The 23775-nt window shown below is 71.5% G+C and carries 29 protein-coding genes and 1 other RNA gene; 20 read left to right on the forward strand and 10 right to left on the reverse strand.

From position 1 onward, the window contains the following. The first annotated feature begins 10 nt into the window (after positions 1-10). Positions 11-712 (forward strand): thioesterase family protein, encoded by a 702-nt coding sequence (locus ACGWYL_RS09195; RefSeq protein ID WP_395487005.1) that lies wholly within the window; start codon positions 11-13, stop codon positions 710-712. Here the strand turns inward: ACGWYL_RS09195 and ACGWYL_RS09200 are convergent, their stop codons facing one another. Continuing rightward, positions 713-1105 carry a globin gene (locus ACGWYL_RS09200; protein ID WP_179426096.1) on the reverse strand — a complete coding sequence of 131 codons (393 nt, stop codon included), beginning with the start codon at positions 1103-1105 and terminating at the stop codon, positions 713-715. Next, positions 1102-2004, reverse strand: a complete 903-nt coding sequence (locus ACGWYL_RS09205; RefSeq protein ID WP_269305543.1) for a mechanosensitive ion channel family protein — start codon at positions 2002-2004, stop codon at positions 1102-1104. Before ACGWYL_RS09205 ends, ACGWYL_RS09200 begins: the two co-directional genes overlap by 4 nt. Before the next feature lie 56 nt (positions 2005-2060). Here ACGWYL_RS09205 and ACGWYL_RS09210 point away from each other — a divergent pair, with 56 nt between their 5' ends. The 4 genes from ACGWYL_RS09210 (at position 2061) to ACGWYL_RS09225 (ending at position 4099) form a co-directional block, all read left to right on the forward strand. After that, positions 2061-2387 (forward strand): hypothetical protein, encoded by a 327-nt coding sequence (locus ACGWYL_RS09210; protein ID WP_179426093.1) that lies wholly within the window; start codon positions 2061-2063, stop codon positions 2385-2387. A 2-nt stretch (positions 2388-2389) separates the two neighbouring features. Beyond that, positions 2390-2611, forward strand: coding sequence for a hypothetical protein (locus ACGWYL_RS09215; RefSeq protein ID WP_179426091.1), 222 nt, complete (start codon positions 2390-2392; stop codon positions 2609-2611). A gap of 127 nt (positions 2612-2738) precedes the next feature. Beyond that, positions 2739-3095, forward strand: a complete 357-nt coding sequence (locus ACGWYL_RS09220; RefSeq protein ID WP_395487006.1) for an Lsr2 family protein — start codon at positions 2739-2741, stop codon at positions 3093-3095. A gap of 113 nt (positions 3096-3208) precedes the next feature. Further along, positions 3209-4099 carry a hypothetical protein gene (locus ACGWYL_RS09225; protein WP_395487007.1) on the forward strand — a complete coding sequence of 297 codons (891 nt, stop codon included), beginning with the start codon at positions 3209-3211 and terminating at the stop codon, positions 4097-4099. On the opposite strand, the gene ACGWYL_RS09230 is transcribed toward ACGWYL_RS09225, so the two are convergent. Both ACGWYL_RS09230 and ACGWYL_RS09235 read right to left on the reverse strand, forming a co-directional pair. Continuing rightward, positions 4089-5120 carry an SGNH hydrolase domain-containing protein gene (locus ACGWYL_RS09230; protein ID WP_395487008.1) on the reverse strand — a complete coding sequence of 344 codons (1032 nt, stop codon included), beginning with the start codon at positions 5118-5120 and terminating at the stop codon, positions 4089-4091. The two genes, ACGWYL_RS09225 and ACGWYL_RS09230, sit on opposite strands and share 11 nt — an antisense overlap. A 42-nt stretch (positions 5121-5162) precedes the next feature. After that, the gene (locus ACGWYL_RS09235; protein ID WP_218845865.1) at positions 5163-5777 is read right to left on the reverse strand and encodes a DUF2510 domain-containing protein; all 615 of its coding nucleotides are present in this window, start codon (positions 5775-5777) and stop codon (positions 5163-5165) included. A gap of 104 nt (positions 5778-5881) precedes the next feature. Between ACGWYL_RS09235 and ACGWYL_RS09240 the strand changes: the two genes are divergently transcribed. After that, positions 5882-6028, forward strand: a complete 147-nt coding sequence (locus tag ACGWYL_RS09240) for a hypothetical protein (protein ID WP_395487009.1) — start codon at positions 5882-5884, stop codon at positions 6026-6028. A gap of 74 nt (positions 6029-6102) precedes the next feature. Further along, positions 6103-7512, forward strand: a complete 1410-nt coding sequence (gene phoA / locus ACGWYL_RS09245; protein WP_395487010.1) for an alkaline phosphatase — start codon at positions 6103-6105, stop codon at positions 7510-7512. Between the two features lie 57 nt (positions 7513-7569). Here the strand turns inward: phoA and ACGWYL_RS09250 are convergent, their stop codons facing one another. Then, entirely contained in the window at positions 7570-7812 is a 243-nt protein-coding gene (locus ACGWYL_RS09250; protein WP_395487011.1) for a hypothetical protein, read from the reverse strand. Positions 7813-7973: 161 nt separating this feature from the next. On the opposite strand from ACGWYL_RS09250, the gene prfB reads away from it, so the two are divergent. The 5 genes from prfB to ACGWYL_RS09275 all read left to right on the forward strand — a co-directional run bounded on the left by prfB (position 7974) and on the right by ACGWYL_RS09275 (position 11785). Beyond that, on the forward strand, positions 7974-9086 hold the full coding sequence (prfB, locus tag ACGWYL_RS09255) for a peptide chain release factor 2 (protein WP_179426080.1): 1113 nt from the start codon (positions 7974-7976) through the stop codon (positions 9084-9086). 8 nt (positions 9087-9094) lie between these two features. Further along, a complete protein-coding gene (gene cofE / locus ACGWYL_RS09260; protein WP_395487012.1) occupies positions 9095-9772 on the forward strand; it encodes a coenzyme F420-0:L-glutamate ligase in 678 nt (225 codons plus the stop codon). Then, positions 9772-10713: a 2-phospho-L-lactate transferase gene (cofD, locus tag ACGWYL_RS09265; protein ID WP_395487013.1), complete on the forward strand. Its 942-nt coding sequence runs from the start codon at positions 9772-9774 to the stop codon at positions 10711-10713. The genes cofE and cofD overlap by 1 nt, the downstream gene beginning before the upstream one ends. A gap of 172 nt (positions 10714-10885) precedes the next feature. Then, the gene (locus ACGWYL_RS09270; protein ID WP_395487014.1) at positions 10886-11281 is read left to right on the forward strand and encodes a hypothetical protein; all 396 of its coding nucleotides are present in this window, start codon (positions 10886-10888) and stop codon (positions 11279-11281) included. A gap of 99 nt (positions 11282-11380) precedes the next feature. Continuing rightward, positions 11381-11785, forward strand: a complete 405-nt coding sequence (locus tag ACGWYL_RS09275; protein WP_179426076.1) for a hypothetical protein — start codon at positions 11381-11383, stop codon at positions 11783-11785. Positions 11786-11788: 3 nt separating this feature from the next. On the opposite strand, the gene ACGWYL_RS09280 is transcribed toward ACGWYL_RS09275, so the two are convergent. Genes ACGWYL_RS09280 through cofG form a run of 3 tightly spaced genes read right to left on the reverse strand, consistent with a single transcriptional unit; the run spans position 11789 to position 16000 of the window. Beyond that, positions 11789-12376, reverse strand: a complete 588-nt coding sequence (locus ACGWYL_RS09280; protein ID WP_395487015.1) for an NTP transferase domain-containing protein — start codon at positions 12374-12376, stop codon at positions 11789-11791. Beyond that, positions 12369-13808 carry a flavin-containing monooxygenase gene (locus ACGWYL_RS09285; protein ID WP_395487016.1) on the reverse strand — a complete coding sequence of 480 codons (1440 nt, stop codon included), beginning with the start codon at positions 13806-13808 and terminating at the stop codon, positions 12369-12371. The genes ACGWYL_RS09280 and ACGWYL_RS09285 overlap by 8 nt, the downstream gene beginning before the upstream one ends. After that, the gene (gene cofG, locus ACGWYL_RS09290) at positions 13805-16000 is read right to left on the reverse strand and encodes a 7,8-didemethyl-8-hydroxy-5-deazariboflavin synthase CofG (protein ID WP_395487017.1); all 2196 of its coding nucleotides are present in this window, start codon (positions 15998-16000) and stop codon (positions 13805-13807) included. The genes ACGWYL_RS09285 and cofG overlap by 4 nt, the downstream gene beginning before the upstream one ends. Positions 16001-16187: 187 nt before the next feature. Between cofG and ftsE the strand changes: the two genes are divergently transcribed. The 6 genes from ftsE to ssrA all read left to right on the forward strand — a co-directional run bounded on the left by ftsE (position 16188) and on the right by ssrA (position 21062). Beyond that, positions 16188-16877, forward strand: a complete 690-nt coding sequence (gene ftsE / locus ACGWYL_RS09295) for a cell division ATP-binding protein FtsE (RefSeq protein ID WP_179426068.1) — start codon at positions 16188-16190, stop codon at positions 16875-16877. 5 nt (positions 16878-16882) lie between these two features. After that, on the forward strand, positions 16883-17797 hold the full coding sequence (ftsX, locus tag ACGWYL_RS09300; RefSeq protein ID WP_179426066.1) for a permease-like cell division protein FtsX: 915 nt from the start codon (positions 16883-16885) through the stop codon (positions 17795-17797). Between the two features lie 120 nt (positions 17798-17917). Then, positions 17918-19228, forward strand: coding sequence for a peptidoglycan DD-metalloendopeptidase family protein (locus ACGWYL_RS09305; protein WP_395487018.1), 1311 nt, complete (start codon positions 17918-17920; stop codon positions 19226-19228). Positions 19229-19278: 50 nt separating this feature from the next. Beyond that, positions 19279-19752, forward strand: a complete 474-nt coding sequence (gene smpB, locus ACGWYL_RS09310; RefSeq protein ID WP_179426062.1) for an SsrA-binding protein SmpB — start codon at positions 19279-19281, stop codon at positions 19750-19752. Next, positions 19749-20621 carry an amidohydrolase family protein gene (locus tag ACGWYL_RS09315; protein WP_395487019.1) on the forward strand — a complete coding sequence of 291 codons (873 nt, stop codon included), beginning with the start codon at positions 19749-19751 and terminating at the stop codon, positions 20619-20621. The genes smpB and ACGWYL_RS09315 overlap by 4 nt, the downstream gene beginning before the upstream one ends. A 70-nt stretch (positions 20622-20691) precedes the next feature. Continuing rightward, positions 20692-21062, forward strand: a transfer-messenger RNA (tmRNA) gene (gene ssrA / locus ACGWYL_RS09320). Positions 21063-21137: 75 nt separating this feature from the next. Here ssrA and ACGWYL_RS09325 read toward each other — a convergent pair. After that, positions 21138-22217, reverse strand: a complete 1080-nt coding sequence (locus ACGWYL_RS09325) for an NADH:flavin oxidoreductase (RefSeq protein ID WP_317628333.1) — start codon at positions 22215-22217, stop codon at positions 21138-21140. A gap of 64 nt (positions 22218-22281) precedes the next feature. Here ACGWYL_RS09325 and ACGWYL_RS09330 point away from each other — a divergent pair, with 64 nt between their 5' ends. After that, positions 22282-22683 (forward strand): pyridoxamine 5'-phosphate oxidase family protein, encoded by a 402-nt coding sequence (locus ACGWYL_RS09330; protein ID WP_179426052.1) that lies wholly within the window; start codon positions 22282-22284, stop codon positions 22681-22683. A gap of 4 nt (positions 22684-22687) precedes the next feature. After that, positions 22688-23473 (forward strand): MBL fold metallo-hydrolase, encoded by a 786-nt coding sequence (locus ACGWYL_RS09335; protein ID WP_395487020.1) that lies wholly within the window; start codon positions 22688-22690, stop codon positions 23471-23473. Positions 23474-23546: 73 nt separating this feature from the next. Here ACGWYL_RS09335 and ACGWYL_RS09340 read toward each other — a convergent pair whose 3' ends face one another. Next, positions 23547-23750 carry a cold-shock protein gene (locus ACGWYL_RS09340; protein ID WP_179426048.1) on the reverse strand — a complete coding sequence of 68 codons (204 nt, stop codon included), beginning with the start codon at positions 23748-23750 and terminating at the stop codon, positions 23547-23549. Positions 23751-23775 lie beyond the last annotated feature (25 nt).

The following is a 23775-nucleotide window of genomic DNA, read 5'->3' on the forward strand; positions in this document are numbered from 1 at the left end:
GGATGCGCGGGTGACCGAGTACCGACACGAGATCCCGATGCGGTGGGCCGACCTCGACTCGCTCAACCACGTCAACAACGTCGTCTACCTCAAGTACGCCGAGAACGCGCGGGCTGCGATCCCGGAGCTGCCGGCGGGCCCGATCGGCGCGATGAACATCCAGTTCAAGCGCCCGATGCTGCTGGGGAGGCGCCCCGTCGTGGTCACCAGCCGCGTCGAGGGTGACCGCGTGCAGCAGGTCATCGGGGTCGAGGGCTCGGACGACGAGTTCGCGGTCGTCGACGTCACCTACGGCGCCCTCGCGCCGGAGGAGCGGCTCAACGCCGCGGCCCAGCCCGGCTCGATCGCGCTACGGCACACCGACCTCGACGCCACCGGCCTCGTCAACGAGGCGCAGGTCTTCGAGCTCTTCCAGGAGACCCGCGTGCCGTTCATCAACGGCGTCCTCACGCGGCTCACGCCGGGCAACTTCGTGGTCGCCAGCGTGGAGGCGCGCTACCACCGCCCGATCCCGGCGCAGGCGCGCCTGGAGTCCACGGCGCGCGTGGGTCGCGTCGGCAACGCCTCGTTCACGATCGAGGCCCAGCTCGGCGACGAGGGCGTCGCGTTCGCCTCGTCGCTGGCGGTGCTGGTGGGCTTCGACGCCGCGACCCAGTCGTCGCGCCCGTTCAGCGACCGCGAGAAGGAGTCGCTCGCGGCCGCGATGTCCTGATCAGCTCGGCGAGTTGATCATGAAGTTGGCGGCGTGCTGCGCGTACGCCCAGAACTGGGCGTCGTGCTCGGGATCGAGCCGCGCCGCGTCGAGTCCCTCGCGGAAGTGCTTCAGCCAGCGGTCACGCGCGTCCTCGGTGACGGCGTAGGGCGCGTGCCGCATCCGCAGGCGCGGGTGACCGCGACGCTGCGAGTACTCGGTGGGGCCGCCCCAGTACTGCTCGAGGAACATCGTGAGCCGCTCGGCCGCGGGACCGAGGTCCTCCTCGGGGTACATCGGCTTCAGCACCTCGTCCTGCGCGACGCCCTGGTAGAAGACGTCCACGATCAGCTCGATCGTGGCGCGGCCGCCGATGGCCTCGTAGAACGTCTCCTGCGCGGGTGATTCGGTCATGCGGTGCCTCCCGAGGGCGGAAGTGTGGTCGAGGGGATGCGGATGCCGTTCTCGTCGAAGCGGCGCAGGACGCGGCTGCGCAGCGCGCGACCCACGTCGGCCTGGTGCAGGGGAGCGGTCTTGAGGACCGTGCGCACGACCGCGCCGTCCTTGTCGAACCGCTCGACGCCCCACACCTCGGGCTCCTCGATGATGACGGCGGACAGGGTGGAGTCGGTGAACAGCCCGTGCGCCTCCTCGCGCAGGATCTGCTGCACGAGCTCGAGGTCGGAGTCGTAGGCGACCGTCACGTCGAGCACGGTGCGCGCCCACTCCTGGCTGTGGTTGCCGACGCGCAGGATCTCGCCGTTGCGGACGTACCAGACGGTGCCGTTCACGTCGCGCAGCCGCGTGACCCGCAGGCCCACCGCCTCGACCGTGCCGACGGCCTCGCCCACGTCGACCGCGTCGCCGACGCCGTACTGGTCCTCGAGGATCATGAAGATGCCCGAGAGGAAGTCCTTCACCAGCGTCTGCGCGCCGAAGCCGAGGGCCACGCCCGCGACGCCGGCGCCGGTGAGCAGCGGGGCGATCGGCAGGCCGAAGACGCCGAGCACCATGACGAACGCGATGCTCCAGATGACGCCCGAGGCGATGCTGCGCAGCAGCGATCCCATCGTCTCGGCGCGCTGGCGACGGCGCTCGCTCGAGCCGTTGCGCAGGTCGGCCAGGAAGACGCCGGCCTTCGAGTTCGCCAGGACTCCCGGCACGGCGCCCTTCGCGGCGCGACCGGTCAGTCGGTTGATGAAGCGGTGCGCCAGCCACCGCATGGCGATGGCGATGAGCACGATGAGCAGGGCTCGCCCGGGCACGTCGAGCAGCCACGCCACGACGTCCTCAGGGGTCCATGTCCATTCCACCCCTCAACCCTACGGGTGAGCGGTCAGGCCCAGACGGTGGCCGATACCATGGCCCCATGAGCCTCGCCCGAGTGATCACCGCCGTCACCGCAGCCCTGCTCGCCGTCGTCGCCGCCGCGACCCCGGCCATGGCCAGCACCGTCCCCGACTCGGACTCCTGGCCGGTCGACGAGAACGCCCTGTCCACGATCGAGTGGATCGGCCTGTTCATCGGCGGCACCGCGCTGGTGTACGTCGTCATCTGGATCCTCGCGATGGCCGTCAACGCCAAGAGCAAGCACCACGTCCCGGTGATCCCGCCGGAGACCGCCACGGACGGCCACGACATCGAGGCCACGCAGCGCATGCCGCTTCCCGCCGCCGAGGGCACCCCGAAGCACTGATCGTGGTCGAGGACGCCCGCGACCGGTTCGCCGAGGACGTCTTCACCCATCGCGTCACGAAGGACGGCACGGTCCTCATCGACTGGCAGGGCCGCACCGTGACCACCGTGTCCGGCCGCGCCGCCGAACGGCTCGCCGCGCGCCTCGCGTCGGCTGACCGTCGCCAGGTCCAGCACCTGCTCGCGCGGGCCACGGGGAATTTCAAGCGCGGCAACGAGCGCTGAATTCTCTTTTTCTCGAGATATCGATATCGATGAGACGACTTTCTCGTGTTCTCTGTCGATAAGGTGAATTCGACGGCGGAATGACAATTCTCGCCGAATAGGGAATTCACGGCGAAAGGCAGAAACCATGGCGCAGCGCGTGGTCACCATTCTCTCCAGCGACATCTCCGGCAAGGAGATCGAGGACGGCAAGGGTGAGACCGTCTCCTTCGCGCTCGACGGCACCGCCTACGAGATCGACCTGACGACGAAGGAGGCCGACGAGCTGCGGTCCGCCCTCGCCACCTACATCAAGGCCGGGCGCAGGACGACGACCCGCTCGTCGGCGCCCTCCTCCCGCCGCGGCAGCACCGGCAGCGGCTCGGGCCGGTCGCCCGAGGAGCTCGCCCACGTGCGTGCGTGGGCCAAGGAGAACGGCCACCAGGTGAACGAGCGCGGCCGGATCAAGAAGGAGATCCTCGAGGCGTTCGACGCCGCCAACTGAGCCCTGCGCGCGACACACCCTTGTCAGCCGCGGGACCGCGGGATCATGCTGGAGCCGGAGGACCGGTCTCGGGAATCGACTCCCGCTGAACGGCTCCTCCGGTCGGGGGCGACATGGCGGGCCGCGGCGAGCGCACGGGTCGATCCGCCGCGCGCGCCGGACGGTCGACCCGCGATGCCGGGGCCGTCTCGTGGCTGACGCAGCGCTCGAAGGTGATCGCCGCGGGGCTCGCGTCCATCGTGGCCGCCTGGGCGGTCTCCTACTTCGGACCCGGTCTGTGGTCGTCGGTCCGTGACGCCACCGGGCGTGACCCGCTCCAGGTCACCGTGCTGGCCACGGACGAGTTCGACTCCATGGTGGAGGCCGAGCACCGCGACGAGCACGTGTGGCCGCCCGGCGCGCCCGACGTGCGCCAGCACGCCCAGGAGCACATCGCGGGCGAGGGCGGCGAGGCCGCGATGGAGCAGGAGGACGCCGCGGGCGCCTTCGACGCCGGCACCACGATGTTCCGCCTCCAGCTGCGTGCCGCGACGGACGACCCGGTGACGATCCACCAGTTCACGGTCCGGGTCAGCGAGCGGGACCGGCCCCTCGCCGGCTACTGGTTCACCGGCGACAAGGGCGGCGTCGCCGACGTCTCCTACCTGAGCGTGTCGCTGGACGAGGAGCGCGTGGCCTGGCGCGATCCCGTCTCCGGGGCCGAGACTGAGCCGAAGACCCTCGAGGTGACCAGCTCCGACCTCGAGTTCGTCGACGTCCTGGCGTCGGCGCGCGACTGCGCGTGCTCGTGGCAGTTGGACCTCGCCTACAGCACGGCGGACGGCGAACGGGGCCACGTCGTCGTCGGTCCCGGGACCGCGGAGGGTGAGGAGGCGGACGTGTTCCGGACGACGGGCCTCGGCGCGGCCGCCGTCGTTCACTCTCCGTACGGGTGCACGCCTCCCACGGCCGCTCCCGATCTCTGCGAGGGCCTGACGCTGTACGAGTCGGGGGTCAGCGGATGATCCGCATCGCCCGGAACTTGCCGGTGATGACGGGGGCGAGCGTCTTGGAGTAGGTCACGGTGATGTGCGTGTGGTCGCGGTAGACGTTCGCGCCGCCGATCACCGCTGGGCAGAAGCCCTTCTTGCAGAACCGGGGACGCAGGTCGAGCGCGGTGGCGCCCCGCGTCTTCTTCGCGGTGAGCAGGAACGGGTCGCGGTGGAGCCCGGCCTTCGTCGAGACGCCGCACTTCCTCGCGCCGCGCGTCGCGCCGTACTTCACGAGGCACTTCTGCGGCTCGCGCTTGAGTCGCGGGTTGTCGCTGATCGCGATCACGCGCACGCCGCGCTTGATGACCGGTCGCCACAGGTCGCGCATCTTGATGACCTGCGACTTCGCGCTGCCCGAGACCTGGCGTGCATAGCCGGTGGTCACGACGACGTCGGTGGTGCGCGCCTGCCTGAGCAGCCACCGCTGCAGGTTCTTCCGGTAGAGCGTGCACGGTCGGATGCGGGATCTGTCGGGGTGGTTGACGCGGGAGGTCGTCCACGAGCACGAGCCGCGCACCTGCGCCTCCAGCGAGATGTGGCCGGCCTCGGCCATCTCCACGAACGCGGGCATCAGGGCCCTCGCGTGTGAGTCGCCGACGAGGATCACGTGAGGCCGCCCCGCGGCGCGGGTGCCGAACGTGCAGCCGCGGTTGAGGCGGATCTGCTGGACGCCCGACTGGTAGCACTCCTTGCCCGGGTACCGGGCTGTCTCGCGCCTGGCGATGCTCGGCCTCGGGATCAGCCGTCCCTTGAGCGCCGGGTTGTGGCACCGCTTCCTGGCCATCGACGCGGCGCCGAAGCAGCGCGGCGTGGCGGCGGCGACCCGGACGGCCGCGGGGGCTGGAGCGACGACCGTCGCCGCCACGGGCGCGGTGGCCGTCGTGCCGGATGACCTCCGCTGCTCGGTGGACTCGGAGACGGCGAGCAGGGCGCCGGCGCCCAGCACGGCCGACGCGACCAGCGCGATCCGGATCCGGCGGCGCCCCCACACCATGTGACCACCATCACCCGGACGGGCGCGAGGAGCAAGTCCGGATCAGTCGCTCGCGTCCAGCTTCCAGCGGCCGTCCTGGCGGATCAGCGTGTAGGTCTCCACCGAGGAGACCCGCTGACGCTCGCCGTCCAGGCCGACCCAGCCCGAGTCGTCCACCAGCAGGATCCCCACAGGCCCGAGGCGCATGCCCCACACCGGATCACCGCCCTGCATCACCGGCGGGCGCGAGGCGAGGAGGGCACACGTGAACGGCTCGTCGTACAGGTCGTCGCGGAAGCTGCGGGTCGTGACCTCCTCGAGCGCGGCACAGTCGCGCGTCTGCTCGGCGCGCACGAAGTCCGCGTAGGTCCGCTCCAGCGGGTCGGCGTCGAAGCCGCCCGCGTTCCAGGCCGCCACGGCCGACAGGGCGCCCACGAGTGCCGCGATCACGAACACGATGGGCAGGATCCAGACGAGCTTCGAGCGCTTGACCTGGACGAGGTCCTCCCGTCGGACCTGCTGGCGCGGAGGCGCGACGGGCTGCTGGGGCACCCGCGGAGGACCGGCCTGCGCCAGGGGTGCGGTGTGCTGGGTCCACTGCGAGCCGTCGTACCAGCGCAGCTGCCCGTGACCGTCGTCGTACCAGCCGGGCGGGGTGATCGGCCTGGGAGCGTCCATGACCCCATCATGCCGCGCGAGGGGCCGCGGGTGGCCGACCGATCGCCGCGCACTCTTCCAGCCGGGTTCACCACGGGTTCACCCCGATCGGCTGCGCTGGTGTCATGAACCGCATCACGTGGCAACAGGCCAGGCGCACCGCGCTCGTGCTCTCGTGCGCGACGTTCTTCACGACCTTCACGGTCATCGGCCAGGTCGCCGACCCCGGCCCGGCTCCCGATCCCACCCACCGACTCGTCCAGGCGCGCTGACGCGTGCCCGACTGGACCGCCGGACTTCCCCCGCGGTTCACCCGGTCGTCACCGCAGGGCGCTGGGCTGAGGCCATGAACCTACGCACCAGCACCCGCAGCGTGCTCGTCCTCGGCACCGCCTCACTGCTTCTCGGGGGAGCAGTGGTCGGATCGGTGGCGACGGCCGAGCGCGACCTCAGTCGCCACGGCGGCGCGGCCCGCCTCTCCGGCGACCAGACCCAGGCCGTGAAGAAGGCCATCGACGGCGGTCGACCGGACAACGTCATCCTCATCATCGGCGACGGCATGGGCGACTCGGAGATCACCAGTGCCCGCAACTACGTCCACGGCGCCGCCGGCCGGTTCCCCGGGATCGACGCCCTGCCCCTCACGGGTCAGTACACGACGTACTCGCTCACCAAGGACGGCAAGCCCGACTACGTGCCCGACTCGGCCGCCACCGGATCGGCCTGGGCGACGGGCGCCAAGACGTACGACAACGCGGTGAGCGTCGACATCCACGGCAAGCCTCAGCGGACCCTGCTCGAGCTGGCGAAGCGGGCCGGGTACAAGACCGGCAGCGTCTCCACCGCCGAGCTCCAGGACGCGACTCCGGCGGTGCAGGTCGCGCACGTCACCGCGCGCAGCTGCTACGGCCCGACCGCGACCACCAAGACCTGCCCGACCAACGCCAAGGAGAACGGTGGCGCCGGCAGCATCACGGAGCAGCTGCTCGACACGCGTCCGGACGTCAGCCTCGGCGGCGGCGCGACCACGTTCGCCGAGACCGCGACCGCCGGTCGCTGGCAGGGCCGCACGCTGCGCGAGCAGGCTCAGCAGCGGGGCTACCGCGTCGTCGACGACCTCGCCGCGCTGTCGAAGGTCAAGAAGGCCGACCAGGACGAGCCGCTGCTCGGCCTTTTCGCGCCGGGCAACTTCCCGGTGCGGTGGACCGGCCCGGCCGCCACGGCCGACGGCGGCACGAAGGCCCCGGTCTCCTGCACCGAGAACCCCGCGCGCACGGCCTCGCTGCCGAGCCTGGCCGACATGACGGAGAAGTCGATCGAGCTGCTCGATCGCAAGGGCCGCAAGGGCTTCTTCCTCCAGGTGGAGGGCGCGAGCATCGACAAGCGCAACCACTCGTCGGACGCCTGCGGCCAGATCGGCGAGACGCTCGACCTCGACGAGGCCGTGAAGGTCGCGCTGGACTACGCGAAGAAGGACAAGAACACGACGGTGATCGTGACCGCCGACCACGCCCACACCAGCCAGATCGTGGAGGCGGGCTCGACGACGCCCGGCGCCACGGTCAACCTGCTGACGCGCGACGGCCAGCCGATGACGATCAACTACGCGACGAGCGCCGCGGCCGGCTCGCAGCAGCACACCGGCTCGCAGCTGCGCATCGCCGGGTACGGGCCGCGCGCCGCGAACGTGGTGGGGCTGACCGACCAGACCGACGTGTTCTTCACGATCCGCGACGCGCTGCGCCTGGGGAGGTAGGGCGTCGGACGAAGCAGCGGCGGGTCGCCTCCCTCGAGACGGCCCGCCGCTGGCGTGTCAGGCGGACAGGTCGGCGAGTGACAGGTCCCACGTGGGGTCCAGTGCCACCTCGCGCCACGGATCGTCCGCCCCGCATGCGGCGATCACCAGTCGGGCGGCCACGGCGGTGACCGCCGCCGAGACGACGAGCAGCACGAGACTCCCCAGCGGTCCGAGTGTCTCGGCGTGCGGCACGAGCCCGAAGGCGAGGAATCCCAGCTCGCCGCCCGCAGCAGTGGCGGCGATGCGCTCGTTCGTCATGGCGTCTCCGATTCGGTGATCGACTCCCTCGGTCGATGATCATGCCGGTCACCCCCGGCCCATGTGACGTGAATCACTGAAGATACCGACGGTTTCTGGAACGACGGCCCGCGACGGCGGTCGAGGACACCGTGCTTCGCCCGCAGCGGTAACCTCGACAGGTGGCCACCACGGACCTGAACGACCGGATCAAACAGCTCGGCGCGACGCTGACGTCGATCGAGCGCGTGCTCGACCTGCCCAAGATGGAGGCCGAGATCGCCGACCTCCAGGAGCAGGTGGGCGCCCCCGACCTCTGGGACGACCAGGCCAATGCCCAGCGCGTCACCGGGCGGCTGTCGGCCCTCCAGGCCGAGAGCGAGCGCGTCTCCAACCTGCGCCAGCGGCTCGAGGACGTCGAGGTCCTGCTCGAGCTCGGTGCCGAGGAGGGCGACGCCGACTCCCTCGCCGAGGCCGAGGCCGAGGTCAACCGCCTGGCCAACTCCATCGACAGCCTCGAGGTGCGCACGCTGCTCTCGGGCGAGTACGACGAGCGCGAGGCCCTCGTGACGATCCGCTCCGGCGCCGGCGGCGTCGACGCCGCGGACTTCGCCGAGATGCTCCAGCGCATGTACATCCGCTGGTCCGAGCGCCACAAGTACCCGGTCGAGATCTACGACACCAGCTACGCCGAGGAGGCGGGGCTCAAGTCCACGACCTTCGCGATCCGGGCTCCCTACGCCTACGGCACGCTGTCGGTCGAGGCCGGCACCCACCGCCTCGTGCGCATCAGCCCGTTCGACAACCAGGGCCGCCGCCAGACGTCCTTCGCCGCGGTCGAGGTCGTCCCGGTGCTCGAGGAGACCGACAACATCGAGATCCCCGAGGACGAGGTGCGCGTCGACGTCTACCGCTCCAGCGGCCCCGGCGGCCAGAGCGTCAACACCACCGACTCGGCGGTGCGCCTGACCCACATCCCCACCGGCGTGGTCGTCAGCTGCCAGAACGAGAAGAGCCAGCTGCAGAACAAGGCCAGCGCGATGGTGATCCTCAAGGCGAAGCTGCTCGCGCTGAAGAAGGCCGAGGAGCGCGCCCACCTCGACGAGCTCCGCGGAGACGTGCAGGCGTCCTGGGGCGACCAGATGCGCAACTACGTGCTCAACCCGTACCAGCTGGTCAAGGACCTGCGCACCGAGTACGAGACCGGCAACACCCAGGCGGTCCTCGACGGCGAGATCGACGACTTCATCGAGGCCGGCATCCGCTGGCGCCGGAACCAGTCCACTGCGGCCTGACCGTCCCGATGCTGACCGTCCTCGGGATCTCCGGGCTGCCCGAGATCCGTCCCGGCGACGACCTCGCCGCCCTGATCCGCGAGCACGCGGAGTTGCAGGACGGCGACATCGTCGTGGTGACCTCGAAGGTCGTCAGCAAGGCCGAGGGGCGCTTCGTCCCCGCGGCTGACCGCGAGGCCGCGATCGCCGCCGAGACGGTGCGCGTGGTGGCCGAACGGGGTCCGGTGCGGATCGTCGAGAACCGCCTCGGCATCGTCGCGGCCGCCGCGGGCATCGACGCGAGCAACGTGCCCGAGGGTCAGGTGCTGCTGCTGCCCGAGGACCCCGACGCCTCGGCGCGGGCCCTCGCCGAGGACCTGCGGCGCGAGGCGTACGTCGGCGTGCTGGTCTCGGACACCCTGGGCCGACCGTGGCGGATGGGTCAGACCGACGTCGCGATCGGCGCGGCCGCGGTGCGGCTGTTCGAGCGGCCCGACCGGGACGCCGACGGCCGGCCGCTGGCCGTCACCCTGCCGTGCGTCGGCGACGAGCTGTGCTCGGCGGCCGAGCTGGTCAAGCCCAAGGACGGACACGTGCCGGTCGCGGTCGTGCGCGGTCGATCCGACCTCGTGGGCGATCTCGACCTGCCGGGAGCGCGCAGCATCCTGCGTCCGCTCGAGGACGACCTCTTCCGGACGGGCGGCTGATGCGCGTCACCGTGCTGGCCGGCGGGGTCGGCGGCGCCCGCTTCGTCAAGGGCCTGCGCGACGCGGTCGAGGACGCCGACGAGATCACGGTCGTGGTCAACACGGGCGACGACCTGTGGCTCTCCGGCGTGCGCCTGCAGCCCGACATCGACTCGATCCTCTACGCGCTGGCCGGCGTGAACGACACCGAGCGCGGCTGGGGCCGGGCGGGGGAGAGCGAACGCGTCAGCGCCGAGCTCCAGGCGTGGGGCGCGGGCTGGCCGTGGTTCACCCTCGGCGACCTCGACCTCGGCACCCACCTGGCTCGCACGGGTTGGCTGCGCGACGGGCTGGCTCCGTCGCAGGTCGCCGAGCGGCTGGGCGCGCGGTGGCCGATCGGCGTGCGTCTGCTGCCCATGACCGACACCGAGGTCGACACCCACGTGGTCGTCGAGGACGGCACCCGGATGCACTTCCAGGAGTGGTGGACGCGGCACCGGGCCTCCCTGCGGGCGACCGCGTTCGAGAGCCCCGGGATCGCCGACGCCCGTCCCGCGCCCGGGGTGGTCGAGGCGATCGAGGAGGCCGACGTCGTCGTGCTCGCGCCGTCGAACCCCGTCGTGTCGATCGGCCCGATCCTCGCGGTGCCGGGCGTGCGCGAGGCGCTGGGCCGCGCGCGCCGGGTCGTGGGCGTCTCGCCGATCATCGGCGGGAAGGTCGTGCGCGGGATGGCCGACGCCTGCCTCGCCGCGATCGGCGTGGAGACCGCGGCCGACGCCGTGGCGCGCCACTACGGACGCCGCGCCGAGGGCGGCGTGCTCGACACCTGGCTCGTGGCCGAGGAGGATGCCGCGCTCGCCCCCGGGCTCGAGGCCGAGGGCTGGGACGTGCGCGTCGAGCCGCTCTGGATGACCGACCCCGAGAGGTCCGCCACCCTCGCCCGCGCCGCCCTCCGCCCCTGACGCGCCGGGGTGGCGGTGAGTCCTCAACCCCTCCCGCAGAGAGGCGGTGAGCTGTCAACCGAATGGACCCCCTGAGCGGTTGACCACCCACCGCCCCCAAGCGGGAAGGGTTGAGGACTCACCGCCCACCGCGCGCATCGACCAGTCTCAGGGCGGTCGCTAGCGTGGGCGCATGCGCCTCCTCGCTGCACTCCTGCTCGCGCTCGCCCTGCTGACCGGGTGCTCGGACGGCTCCGACCCCGCATCGGACCCGGGCACCTCGCCGGGGGAGGAGCAGCCGGAGGACACGCTGCCCGTGCTGGGCCGCTGGACGTCCGAGCCGCTCGAGTCGGGCCAGACCGTCATCCTCACGCTCTCCGACGACAACACCTACGTCGCCGAGAACGAGTGCCTCGAGCTGACCGGGCGCTGGGAGCTGACGGGAGGCGAGGTCGTGCTGACGCCCGACGACGGCGGGACCCAGTGCGGCGAGGACGTGGGCGCGCCGGTGGAGCTGCCGCCGGCCCTCACGGTGGACGGCGACCAGCTCGTTCCTCAGGGCGTCGGGCCGACCTTCACGAAGGACTGAGGGGCCAGAGCGACTGCTGTGAAGGATGCTCGCATTCCAGCCTGAAATCCATCCCTCAGAGGTGCTGACCGCGGCGCGGGCCGGGTCTACCTTGTGGCCATGCGCACCCTGTCGGCCCTCGTCCTGGCGGTCCTCGTGCTGGCCGGGTGTGCGGGCGAGACGCCCGAGGGCTACCCCGCGCAGACCTCGTCGGCGGGCGTCGGTGAGCCCGAGGACACGCTGCCCGTGCTGGGTGCCTGGGTCTCCCAGCCGGTGCCCGAGACCGGCCGCCGGCTCATCCTCACGCTCCTGGACGACGACACCTACGTCATCACCGACACGTGCTCGGAGATGCCCGGTCGCTGGGACCTGCGCGGAGGCCAGGTGCTGCTGACGCCCGACGAGCGCGGGGTGGTCCACTGCGGTGACGACGAGGACCCGCCGGCCGAGCTGCCCGCGGCGCTCACCGTGGACGGTGGCCGGCTGGTGCCCGAGGGCACGGGCCCCGTCTTCAGCAGGAACTGACCCTCAGACCACGCGCCGCAGCACTGCCGAGGTGCGCGGGCCGAGAGGGCCGACGAGGTGGTCGGCCCGGTCGACGTCACGGCGCATCGTGGACGAGACGGGGACGGGCAGCTCGACGAAGCCGGCCTCGCGGTGGCGCTGCCACGACCCCGGCCCGAACGCGGCCGGCAGGTCGCCCTCGCGCGCGCTGACCAGCGTGGTGCCCTGACGCTCCTCGTCGGGCACGGCTCCGAGCCGGACTTCCTCGGCCAGCTCCAGCGCGAGCGCGAGGTCGTCGGGACGCAGGCCCGGCAGGTCGCCGAGCAGCACGGCCCGACGTCCGTGGGCTGCGACCGCCAGGCCGTCGGTGACGGCGGCGGCGATGCCGCGCGGCTCGGGCTCCAGTACGACCTCCACGCCGGGAGCGCCGATCAACGGGTCGGCCGTGACGACGACGACCCGGGCGACCTCGGCGGCCGCCTCGATCGTGTCGAGGGCGATCGCGCGGGCGAGCTCGACCCGGTCGATCCCGGGCAGGTCGAGACGGGACTTGCCCAGGTGCGGGGGCTTCACCGGGATCACGACCGTCCAGGCACGCCGCCGGTCAGGCACCCGCGGACTCCGAAGGGTCGAGGTGCGCCAGCCCGAACGGCTCGGGCTCGAAGTACCCGAAGCGGTCGCGGAACTCCTGGGCCTTGCCCGGCCACAGCAGCACCTGGCGGCCCGACTGCTCGTCGACGTACCAGTTGCTGCAGCCCGAGGTCCACACGCCGCTGCGCCCCTGGATCTCGTCGATGTAGGCCTGCTCGGCCTCCACCGACACCTCGAGCGGGCCGTGCGCGGTCCACGGGATCGCGGACATGGCGTAGTCGGCCTGGGCCTCGATCATCAGCACGGCCGAGTTGTGGGCGAGCGTGGCGTTGGGGCCGTCGAGCACGAACAGGTTGGGGAAGCCGTGCACCGCGGTGGAGGCGTAGGCGCGCATGCCCTGTGACCAGTACTGGTCGAGCGAGATCCCGTCGCGCCCGGTGACGAGCTCGGCGTAGGGCTGGCGCGTGCTGTGGAACCCCGTGGCCGCGACGACGACGTCGACCTCGTGGCGCGAGCCGTCGGCCGCCAGCACGGCGCCGGGCTCGTAGCCGGTGAGGGCGCCGGGGACGAGCCGCACGTGGGGGAGCCGCAGGGTGGCGAAGTAGTCGTCGCTGAACAGGACGCGCTTGCAGCCGAACTCGTGGTCGGGCGTCAATGCCGCGCGCAGGACGGGGTCGGGCACCTGGTCGGCGAGGTGGCCGAGGGCCCGGGCGCGCGCCTCGGCCCGGCCGTCCCCGGCGCGCTGGTCGAAGACCTCCTCGGTCTCGCGCATGAGCGCGCCACGCAGGTCGGCGAGCCGCTCGGGCTGCTGCTCGAACAGGGTGATCTCGGCGTCGGCATACGCGCGATCGCCCTTGGGCAGGATGTACGGCGCGCTGCGCTGCAGCACCACGACGGACTCGGCCCGCCGGGCGAGCTCGGGTACCACTTGGACGCCGGAGGCGCCGGTGCCGACGATGGCGACCCGCAGGCCCTCGAGGTCGAGCTCGTCGTCCCAGCGCGCCGTGTGCACGACGGGGCCGTCGAAGGTGCCCGGCACGTCGGGCAGGCGCGGCTCGGTGAGTCGGCCGGCCGCCATCACGAGGACCTCGGCCTCGAGCGCGCCCCTCGAGGTGATGAGCTGCCAGTGGGTGCCGTCCCACCGCGCGTCGTCGAGCCGCGTGGACAGCATGATGCGGTCGGCGACGGGAGCGGCGGCGTCCTCGAGGTACTCGCGGATCTCGGCCCCGGGCGCGAACACCCGGCTGAAGCCCGGGTGGGCGATGTCGGAGTAGCCGTACAGGTGCGCGGGCACGTCGCAGGCGACGCCGGGGTAGCGGTTGTCGTGCCACGTGCCGCCGATGCCCGGACGTCGCTCGAGCACGACGAACGACTCGCCTGCTGCGGCGAGACGGCGGGCCATGGCGACCCCGGCGAAGCCGGCGCCGACGACCGCGACGCGGACGCGGGTCATCGCGCGACGCCGTAGGTGGTGGTGCGCAGGCGCAGCTGGCGGCCGAGGGAGCGGGCGATGCGCTCGGCGGCCTCGACGGTGAGCTCGTGGCCGAACTCGACACCGTCCTCGGGCAGGACCCGGCCGTCGTACAGGGTGCCGCCGAGGTCGTCGGCGCCCGAACGCAGGACGACCGTGGCGCCGTCGACGCCCAGACGCGTCCAGGCGGCCTGCACGTGGCTGATGCTGCCGTGCAGCAGGAGCCGGGCCACGGCGTGCACGGCGCGGTGCTGGTCGTCGTCGTGGTCGCCGCCGGGGAAGGCCATCGGCACGAGCTCGTTGAAGCCCCCGGAGTCGGACTGGATCGCACGGAGGCGGCGCAGGTGGCGCACGCGCTGCAGGGGCGACTCGCCGTGACCGTAGAACAGCACCGAGGTGGACCGTAGGCCGAGCCCGTGGGCCGCGCGGATCGCCTGCTCCCAGTCGTCGACCGGCAGGTCGGCGGGGAAGTGCCGGGCGCGGTGCTCCTCGTCGAGGACCTTCACGCCCGTGCCGGGCACGGTGTCGACGCCGGCGGCGGTCAGCGCGGCGTACTGCTCGGCCACCGTGCGGCCCGTACGGCGCGCGCCGTCGATGACGTCGGCAGGGCGGAAGGCGTGCAGGTGCAGGCCCGGCGCGGCGGAGCGGGCGGCGCGCAGCATCTGCTCGTAGACGTCGTCCGGCGTGCCGGCCGGCGCGGTGCCCTGGATGCACAGCTCGGTGGCCCCGAGGTCGACGGCGTCGGCCGCGACCTGCGCGACGAGGTCGGGGTCGGTGACCCGGTCGGACCCGAGGTTGCGGTTCTGCACCAGCGAGACGGTGGCCCCGGCGACCGAGCGCCGCAGCTCGTCGGCCAGCCCGGCGAGCCGATCGAGCTCGCGCCCGGTGGAGGTCATCAGCCGGACGTACTCGTCGTCGGAGAGCCCGGCCGGGTCGTCCTCGATCCGCGCCCGCTGGGCGTGACGTCTGCGGGGCGTCTCGGCCGATTCCGCCCCGGGAACGTCACTGCCAGCGCTTCCCCGGGCCAGGCCGTCGTCGTCGGCGAGCGCGAGCACGGCGTCGTGCAGCGCGGGGTCGATCCACGTGTCGCGGTCGCGGATGTAGTGCGGGTGCACGGTGAGGCGCTCGCGCAGCTCGAACCCGGCGGCGCGGGTGAGCTCGGCCAGCTGGTCGACCTGGGGCCACGGGCGCTCGGGGTTCACGTGGTCGGCGGTGAGCGGGCTGACGCCGCCCCAGTCGTCGATGCCGGCCGCGACGAGGAGGGAGAGCTCGGCGGGGTCGGAGAGGTTCGGAGGCGCCTGGATGCGGGCGTCGGGGCCCAGCACGATGCGCGCGGTGGCGACGGCGGCGATGTAGGCATCGGTCTCGGCGTCGGCGACGCCCTGCATCGCGGTGGCGGGCTTGGCGCGGAAGTTCTGCACGATCACCTCCTGCACGTTGCCGTGGCGGTCCGACAGGTCGCGCAGCGCGAGGATCGAGTCGAAGCGCTCCTCGACCGTCTCGCCGATCCCCACGAGGATGCCGGTGGTGAACGGAATGCGCTGGCGGCCGGCGTCCTCGAGCACCTGAAGCCGCAGCGCCGGATCCTTGTCGGGGGAGCCGAAGTGCGCCTGGCCGGGCTCGGCGAACAGCCGGTGACTGGTGGTCTCGAGCATCATCCCCATCGACGGGGCGGTGGGGCGCAGGACCCGCAGCTCCCCGGCGGTCATCACGCCGGGGTTGAGGTGCGCCAGCAGGCCCGTCTCGGCGGTGATCCGCCGGGCCAGGTGGCCGACGTAGTCGAGCGTGGACGCGAAGCCGTGCGCGTCGAGCCACTCGCGCGCGACGTCCCAGCGGTCCTCGGGACGGTCGCCGAGGGTCAGCAGCGCCTCCTTGCAGCCGAGCGCCGCTCCTTGGTGGGCGATCGCGAGCACGTGGTCCTCGGAGAGGTACGGTGCGATGCCCTTGCGCTCGAGCTTGGCGGGGGTGTCGACGAAGACGCAGTAGTGGCAGCGGTCGCGGCACAGCGTGGTGACGGGCACGAACACCTTGCGCGACCACGTGATGACGCCGGGCCGGCCGGCGCGGGAGAGGCCCTCGTCGCGGATTCGTCCGGCCTCGCGGACGAGCTCCTCCAGGTCGGTGCCCCGAGCCGAGAGCATCGAGGCGGCGGCCTCGACTGCATGCAGACTCATGTGAACTCCCGGCGTGCTGACTCGCTCTCACCCTAGCCGCCGCGACCACGGCAGGTCGCGCCGGAGGAACGCCCCTCGGACGGCCCTGCCCCGCGTTCGAGGGCGCATCCGCAGTGAGGCACTCCTCACGGGAAACGGGCCCGGCGGCTGCCGGGTTTCCTCAGGTCACACACCTACACTCAATCGGGTGATTCGCTTCGACAAGGTCACCAAGACCTACCCCGGCCAGAAGCGCGCCGCCCTCGACCGGCTCGACCTGGAGATCACGAAGGGCGAGTTCGTCTTCCTCGTGGGCGCCTCCGGCTCCGGCAAGTCGACCTTCCTGCGCCTGATCCTGCGTGAGGCCCGTCCGACCTCGGGCCACGTCTACGTCGCGGGCAAGGAGATCAACAAGCTCTCCAGCTGGAAGGTGCCGAAGCTGCGCCGTCAGCTGGGCACCGTCTTCCAGGACTTCCGGCTGCTGCCGAACAAGACCGTGTTCGAGAACGTCGCGTACGCGCTCGAGGTCATCGGCAAGCCGCGCGAGGAGATCAAGCGCCTCGTCCCCGAGACCCTCGACCTGGTCGGCCTCGACGGCAAGGGCCACCGCCGGCCCGACGAGCTCTCCGGTGGCGAGCAGCAGCGCGTCGCCATCGCGCGGGCCTACGTCAACCGGCCGATGATCCTCATCGCCGACGAGCCCACCGGCAACCTCGATCCCAGCACCAGCGTCGGCATCATGAAGCTGCTCGACCGGATCAACCGCGAGGACACCACCGTCCTGATGGCCACCCACGACTCCTCGATCGTCGACCAGATGCGCAAGCGCGTCATCGAGCTCGACGAGGGGCGCGTCGTGCGCGACGAGGCCCGCGGCATCTACGGCTACGAGAACTGAGACCCATGCGAGCGATCCTCAACGAGCTGCGCGCCAGCCTGACCCGCAACACCTCCATGACGATCTCGCTGATCGTCACGATGAGCGTGTCGCTGCTGCTGGCCTCCCTCGGCCTGCTGATCCAGGCCCAGGCCGAGCGCACCGAGCAGTACTTCGGCGACCGCCTGCAGCTGCAGGTGAACCTGTGCACCAAGAACTCCCCGGCGGCCACGTGCGTCGGCGGTGCGGCCACCGACGAGCAGAAGCAGGCCGTCCAGGACGCCCTCACCGACAACCCCGAGGTGCGCGACTTCACCGTCCGCAGCCCTCAGGAGAACTACGCCCAGGCGCGTGAGCTCCTCGGCCAGACCGACACGGGCCGCAAGCAGCTCGAGACCCTCGGCGTCGACTCGTTCCCCGAGTCGTACTTCGTCACGCTGAAGGACCCACAGCAGTTCGACGGCGTCGTCAGCGAGGTCTCGGGCATGGACGGCGTGGGCAACGTCAACTCGCTCCGCGACCTGCTCGGGCCGCTGTTCGAGATGCTCGACAAGATGCAGTGGGCGGCGCTCGCGACAGCGGGCCTGCTGATCATCGCGGCGATCCTGCAGGTCTCCAACACGATCCGGATGACGGCCTTCGCGCGGCGCCGCGAGATCGGCATCATGCGGCTCGTCGGCGCCTCCAGCTGGCACATCCAGGCGCCGTTCGTCCTCGAGTCGCTCGTCGCGGCGTTCATCTCGGCGGCCCTCGCGGCGGGTGGCCTCGCGGCGTTCATGCACTTCGTCGTCTACGGCTACCTGCGCGACACGCTCGGCCGGATCACCACGTGGGTGCGCTGGGAGGACGCGTTCCTGGTCATGGGCATGACCACGGTCCTCGCCCTGCTCCTCGCGCTCGTGCCGACGTTCGTGATGACCCGCAAGTACCTCGACGTCTGAGGTCCGGCGGCGACACGCGCGGCGCGGAGCGCCCACCAAACCCTCAACCTGAGGCGTAGAGTCACTCGAGTCACATCGCACGATTCCGTCCTGACGGACACTTCCCCGGATTCGAGGCACATGACGAGATTGCGCAAGCCGCTGCTCGCCCTCGCCCTCAGCGCCCTGCTGGTGGCCGGTTTCAGCGCGCCCACCTTCGGTGACGAGAAGGACGACGTCAAGCGCGAGCAGCGCGAGAACGACAAGCGCCTCAAGGACGCCAAGAACGAGGTCCAGGAGTCCACGAAGGCGGCCCGCGACGCGAAGCTCGCCTTCATCAACGCCAACACGAAGCTCGCCGACGCGCAGTCCCAGCTGGGGCAGACGCGCGGCCGGCTCGCGGTCGCCCAGGCCGAGGACGCGCGCCTGCGCGCCGCCCTGGACAAGGCGGAGGCCGAGCTCTCCGCCGCCGAGGCCCGCCTCGAGCGGGCCGAGAAGGAGCTGCGTCAGTCGCGCGGCGCCGTGGAGTCCTTCGCCGTCGAGTCCGTCATGGCCGGCGACGCCGGGCTGAAGGCCTTCGGCGACCTCCTCCGCGGCTCCGACCCCGGACTGTTCTCCGAGCAGATGAGCGCCAAGACCTCGATCGGCGACGCCCAGATCGCCGTCATGCAGGAGCTCGCGGCCTCCGAGGTCATGCTCGGCATCGAGCGCGACAAGGTCGAGGAGCTCCGCGACCAGGTGGCGAAGCAGAAGCAGCAGGCCGAGGCCGTCGTCGTGCAGATGCAGGAGCTGACCGCCCAGGCCGAGGCGCAGGCCGCCTCCGTGGCGAAGCTGGTCACCGCTCGGGCCGGTGCCAAGCGCACCGCCGACGCGACCCTCGCCGAGGACCTGGCCCTCCAGGCCGAGCTCGAGGCCGACCGTCGTCGCCTCGAGAGCCAGATGGCCGAGATCGTCCGCAAGGAGCTCGAGGCCGCCGAGCGCGCCCGCAAGGAGAGGGAGAAGAAGGGCGGCGGCGGTGGAGGCGGCGGCGACGGCGGTGGCACCACCGGCGACTCCGGTGGCGCCCTGAGCCGCCCGGTCAACGGCCCGATCACCTCGCCCTACGGCATGCGTCGTCACCCGATCACCGGCGTCTACAAGCTGCACGACGGCACCGACTTCGGCGTCGGCTGCGGCGTCCCGATCCGCGCGGCCGCCGGCGGCACGATCGTGTCGCAGTACTACAACGGCGGCTACGGCAACCGCGTCATCCTCAACAACGGCGTCAAGCGCGGCAAGAGCGTCATTACGACCTACAACCACCTGTCGCGGTTCGCCCGCAGCAGTGGCGCGAAGGTCAAGCGTGGCGAGGTCATCGGCTACGTCGGCTCCACGGGCTACTCCACGGGCTGCCACCTGCACTTCATGGTGCTGGTCAACGGGTCGACGACGAACCCGATGAACTGGCTCTGAGCGTCCGGTCGCCCCCAGCTGACGCTCGCCCGACCTGACACAATGGTCGAATGGCCAAGGAGACCGGTCGCAAGCTGATTGCGCAGAACAAGAAGGCGCGGCACGACTATCACATCGAGGACACTTTCGAGGCGGGTCTGGTGCTGACCGGCACGGAGGTCAAGTCGCTGCGCCAGGGCCGGGCCTCCCTCGTCGACGGGTTCGGTGAGATCGACCGCGGCGAGGCCTGGCTGCTGCAGGTGCACATCCCGCAGTACGACAACGGCACGTGGACCAACCACGAGACGCGCCGTCGCCGCAAGCTGCTGCTCAACCGGCACGAGATCGAGCGCATCGAGCACCGCACGCAGTCCAAGGGCCTCACGATCATCCCGCTGAGCCTGTACTTCAAGGACGGCCGCGCCAAGGTCGAGATCGCCCTCGCCCGCGGCAAGAAGGCCTTCGACAAGCGCCACGCCATCGCCGAGCGCCAGGCGTCCCGCGACGCCGAGCGCGAGGTCGGTCGCCGGCTCAAGGGCATATGACCTGGCAGGACGCCGACCTCGCCGCGTACCTCGAGCGGCTGGGCGTGCCGGGGATCGTCGACGTCCACGTGCACTTCATGGCGCCGCAGGTGCTGGCGAAGGTCTGGGCGTACTTCGACTCCGCCGGCCCGAAGCTGGGCCGCGCGTGGCCGATCCACTACCGCACGAGCGACGAGGAGCGCGTCGAGACGCTGCGCTCGCTCGGCGTGAGGCGTTTCACCGCGCTGTCCTACGCGCACAAGCCGGGCATCGCCCCGTTCATGAACGAGTGGCTCGCCGGGTTCGCCCAGCGGGTGCCCGACTCGGTGCCGTCGGCCACGTTCTTCCCCGAGCCCGAGGCGGCCGAGTACGTCCCGGCCGCCCTCGCGTCGGGCGTGCGGATCTTCAAGGCCCACCTGCAGGTGGGGGAGTTCGCCGCCGACGACCCGTTGCTCGACCCCGTCTGGGCGGCGCTCGAGGAGGCGCAGGTCCCGATCGTGCTGCACGCCGGCTCCGGGCCGGCGCCCGGTCCGCACACGGGCCCGCGCGGCGTGGCCGCCGTGCTGGAGCGCTTCCCGCGGCTGCCGCTCGTCATCGCCCACCTCGGCATGCCCGAGGTCGATGCGTTCTGCGACCTTGCCGAGCAGTACCCGAACGTGCGGCTGGACACGACGATGACCTTCGTCGACTTCTTCGACGACCCGCCGCCGGTGGACCCGAAGCGGCTGTTGGCGCTGCAGGACCGGATCGTCTTCGGGAGCGACTTCCCGAACATCCCGTACCCCTACGCGCACCAGGTCGAGGCCCTCGACCGCCTCGGCCTCGGCGACGACTGGATGCGCTCGGTGCTGTGGCACAACGGCGCCGACCTCGTCGGCCCCGTCCACTGACCGCTCGCGAGCCCGACGGGAACAATTCGCACCGGCAGCCGGTTAGAATGGGTGCATTGACAATTTCAGAGGGGCTGATCGGTTTCGACTGTGGTCGTTCGATCCAAGAGAAGCGGGTAGAGAAGGCAACGTCATCTCTCAAACGATCGTTGCAAACCCATAAGTGCCGATTCCAAGCGCACTGACTTCGCCCTCGCTGCCTGACAGCGACCTGCGAAGGGTGGACCCGGGAGCGTCCTCGTCCCGGATCGTCCATCTCATCTAGAGGACTTGCTGGTCTGACCGCGTAGCGAGGTCAGATCGGGACTTCTCCGCTACTGAGCCTGTCGGTGACGCGTTCGTCCGAGCACCGGGGCCGAGAAAAGCGCCAGACGAACTGCACCCGGAGAAGTCTTGGTTCAGCGTCATAGGACCCGGGTTCGATTCCCGGCAGCTCCACCAGCCCTCATGAGTCAACGCGACAGGGCCACCCCGCACGGGGTGGCCCTGAGTCGTTCCCGGGTGTCGTTCCCGGGATCAGGCGACGAAGTCGTCCCAGCCGTCGGCGAGATAGTCGATGAAGTCGCGGCCGAGGTGCTCCTGCTCGAGGCGGCTGCGGCTGAAGGGCTGCGGCTCGCTGACGAACCCGGGCGTCGAGGCGACGAGTCGGGGGAGGTCGTGGTGGATGATCGCCGCCGTGCCCACGGTGACGAAGTCGGCCCCGCGCTCGAGGCACCAGTCGGCGTCCTGGGCCGCCAGGATCTTCCCGGCCACGCCGAGGCGAGTGCCGTGACGCGGCAGATCGACGTACTGGTCGATCAGCAGGCCGTCCACCGCGGTGTCGCGCGGCTCCTTCGCGACGTCCCACAGCGACAGGTCGACGTAGTCGGCGTCGCCCGACGCGAGGATCTGCTCGACGAGGGCACGCGAGTCGGCGACCGTGATGCCGTAGCCCTCCGGTGAGACCCGGACGCCCACCTGGAAGTCCGCGCCGGTGGCGGCGCGGATCCCGCTCAGGACCTCGCGCAGCGGTCGGCTGCGACCCTCGAGCGAGCCGCCGTACCCGTCGGTGCGGTGGTTCTTGCGCGCGTCGAGGAACTGGCACAGCACGTAGCCGTGGGCGCCGTGGATCTCCACGCCGTCGAACCCGGCCTTCTCGGCGCGGACGGCGGCGGCCACGAAGTCGTCGATGACGCGCTGGACGTCGCTCGTCGAGAGGGCGTGGACGCCGCGGTCGGGGTCGTCCCACGGCGCGACGAGCGGGTGGCCCGAGATCGACGCGTCCGCGCGCATGCCGCCGTGGTGCAGTTGGATCGAGGAGACGGCACCGAGCTCGCGGATGCCGTCGGCGAGCCGTCGCAGGCCCGCGTCGTGCCGGTCGTCGCTGATGCCGAGCTGCCCCTTCCAGGCCTGGCCCTCGGGCGAGACGTAGGCGGCGCAGGTCATCACGAGGCCGAAGCCACCGCGGGCCCGCGCGACGAGCCACTCGTACTCGTCGTCCGACAGGGTGCCGTCGGCGTGGCTCTGCTTGTTCGTCAGGGGAGCGAGCGTCCAGCGGTTCGGCCAGGCAGGACCGTGGGCGAGCTCGAGGGGCGCGGCGGGGTTCGGGGTCGACACGTCCTTCACCCTACGATCCGGCACCCGAGCGGGAGCACGGGCGCCCGCCCGCGATGATGGACCCATGACCGACGTCTGGCTGCCCGAGGGCGACTTCCTGACCGATCGCCACCTCGCGACCCTGTCCACGATCGGACCCGGCGGACGGATCCACGTCGTCGCGGTGGGCTTCACCGTGCACGAGGGCATCGTGCGGATCACCACGATGGACGGCAGCCAGAAGGTGCGCAACGTCGAGCGAGACCCGCGCGCCACCGTGGCCCAGGTGGCCGGACCGCAGTGGCTGAGCATCGCCGGCACCGCCGAGATCCTGCGCGACCGCGAGTCGATCACCCTGGCCGAGCAGCTCTACGCGCAGCGCTACCGCCAGCCGAAGGAGAACCCGCGCCGCGTCGTCATCGCGATCACGCCCGAGAAGGTCATGTGCTCGCCCGGCCTGCGCGGCGAGGCGCCGGCGCACGACTGAGCCCGTGGAGGTCCTGCTACTGGGCACCGGCTCGGCTGACGGCTGGCCGTCGCCGTTCTGCCGCTGCGCCTCGTGCACGACGATGGGCGAGCGCGGCGAGCTCCGGACGCCCACCAGCGTGCTCGTCGACGGGCGGCTCTGGATCGATCCCGGTCCCGAGGCCGCGCGGCAGGCGCTGCGCGCCGGAGTCGACCTCGTCGATGTCGACACGGTGCTCGTGTCGCACGCGCACTCCGACCACCTCGACCCGGCGTTCCTCCTGCACCGCGGCTGGGTCAGCGAGCGGCCACTCACGGTCTTCGGACCGGCGCCCGCGATCGCGCGGTGCCGCGACTGGCTCGCTCCCGGCCAGACCGCGGTGCGGCTCGTCGAGGTGACGGCGGGCGAAGCGGTCGAGGCGGGACCGTTCGGGATCACCGTGGTGCCCGCGGCCCACGAGGCCCTCGGGGAGGCCGTGCTCTACCGCGTCGACGCCGCCGGCAGCCTGCTCTACGGCTGCGACACGGGGCCGTGGGCGCCCGGCGCCTTGGAGGCGATCGGGGCGCCGCGGCTCGACGTGGTGCTGCTGGAGCAGACGTTCGGCGACCGGCTCGACCTGGCGGGGGAGCGGCACCTGGGACTCGCGACCTTCGCGGACGCGGTCGAGGCGTTGCGGTCGGCCGGCGTGGTGGACGCGGCGACGCAGGTCGTTGCGGTGCACCTCAGTCACCACAACGACCCCGACGTCGAGCAGCGGCTCGCGGCCCTCGGCGCCGCCGTCGGGCGCGACGGTGACCGCCTCCGCGTCTAGCAGGGAGACCCGAAAAGTGGAAAGCCCCCGCCAGTGGCGGGGGCTTTCCGGGGAGTTCTCGCGTTGCGAAAGCTCAGATCGCGCGGATCTTGGCGGCCTGCAGGCCCTTCTGGCCCTGCGTCACCTCGAACTCGACCTTCTGGTTGTCCTCGAGCGAACGGTAGCCGTTGCCCTGGATCTCGCTGAAGTGCGCGAACAGGTCCTCGCCGCCGTCGTCGGGGGCGATGAAGCCGAAGCCCTTCTCAGCGTTGAACCACTTCACAGTTCCGGTAGCCATGTTGTCTCCTTGGGAGTTGTGCGCA

This window comes from Aeromicrobium sp. JJY06, assembly GCF_044069275.1.
GTDB lineage: Bacteria > Actinomycetota > Actinomycetes > Propionibacteriales > Nocardioidaceae > Aeromicrobium > Aeromicrobium tamlense.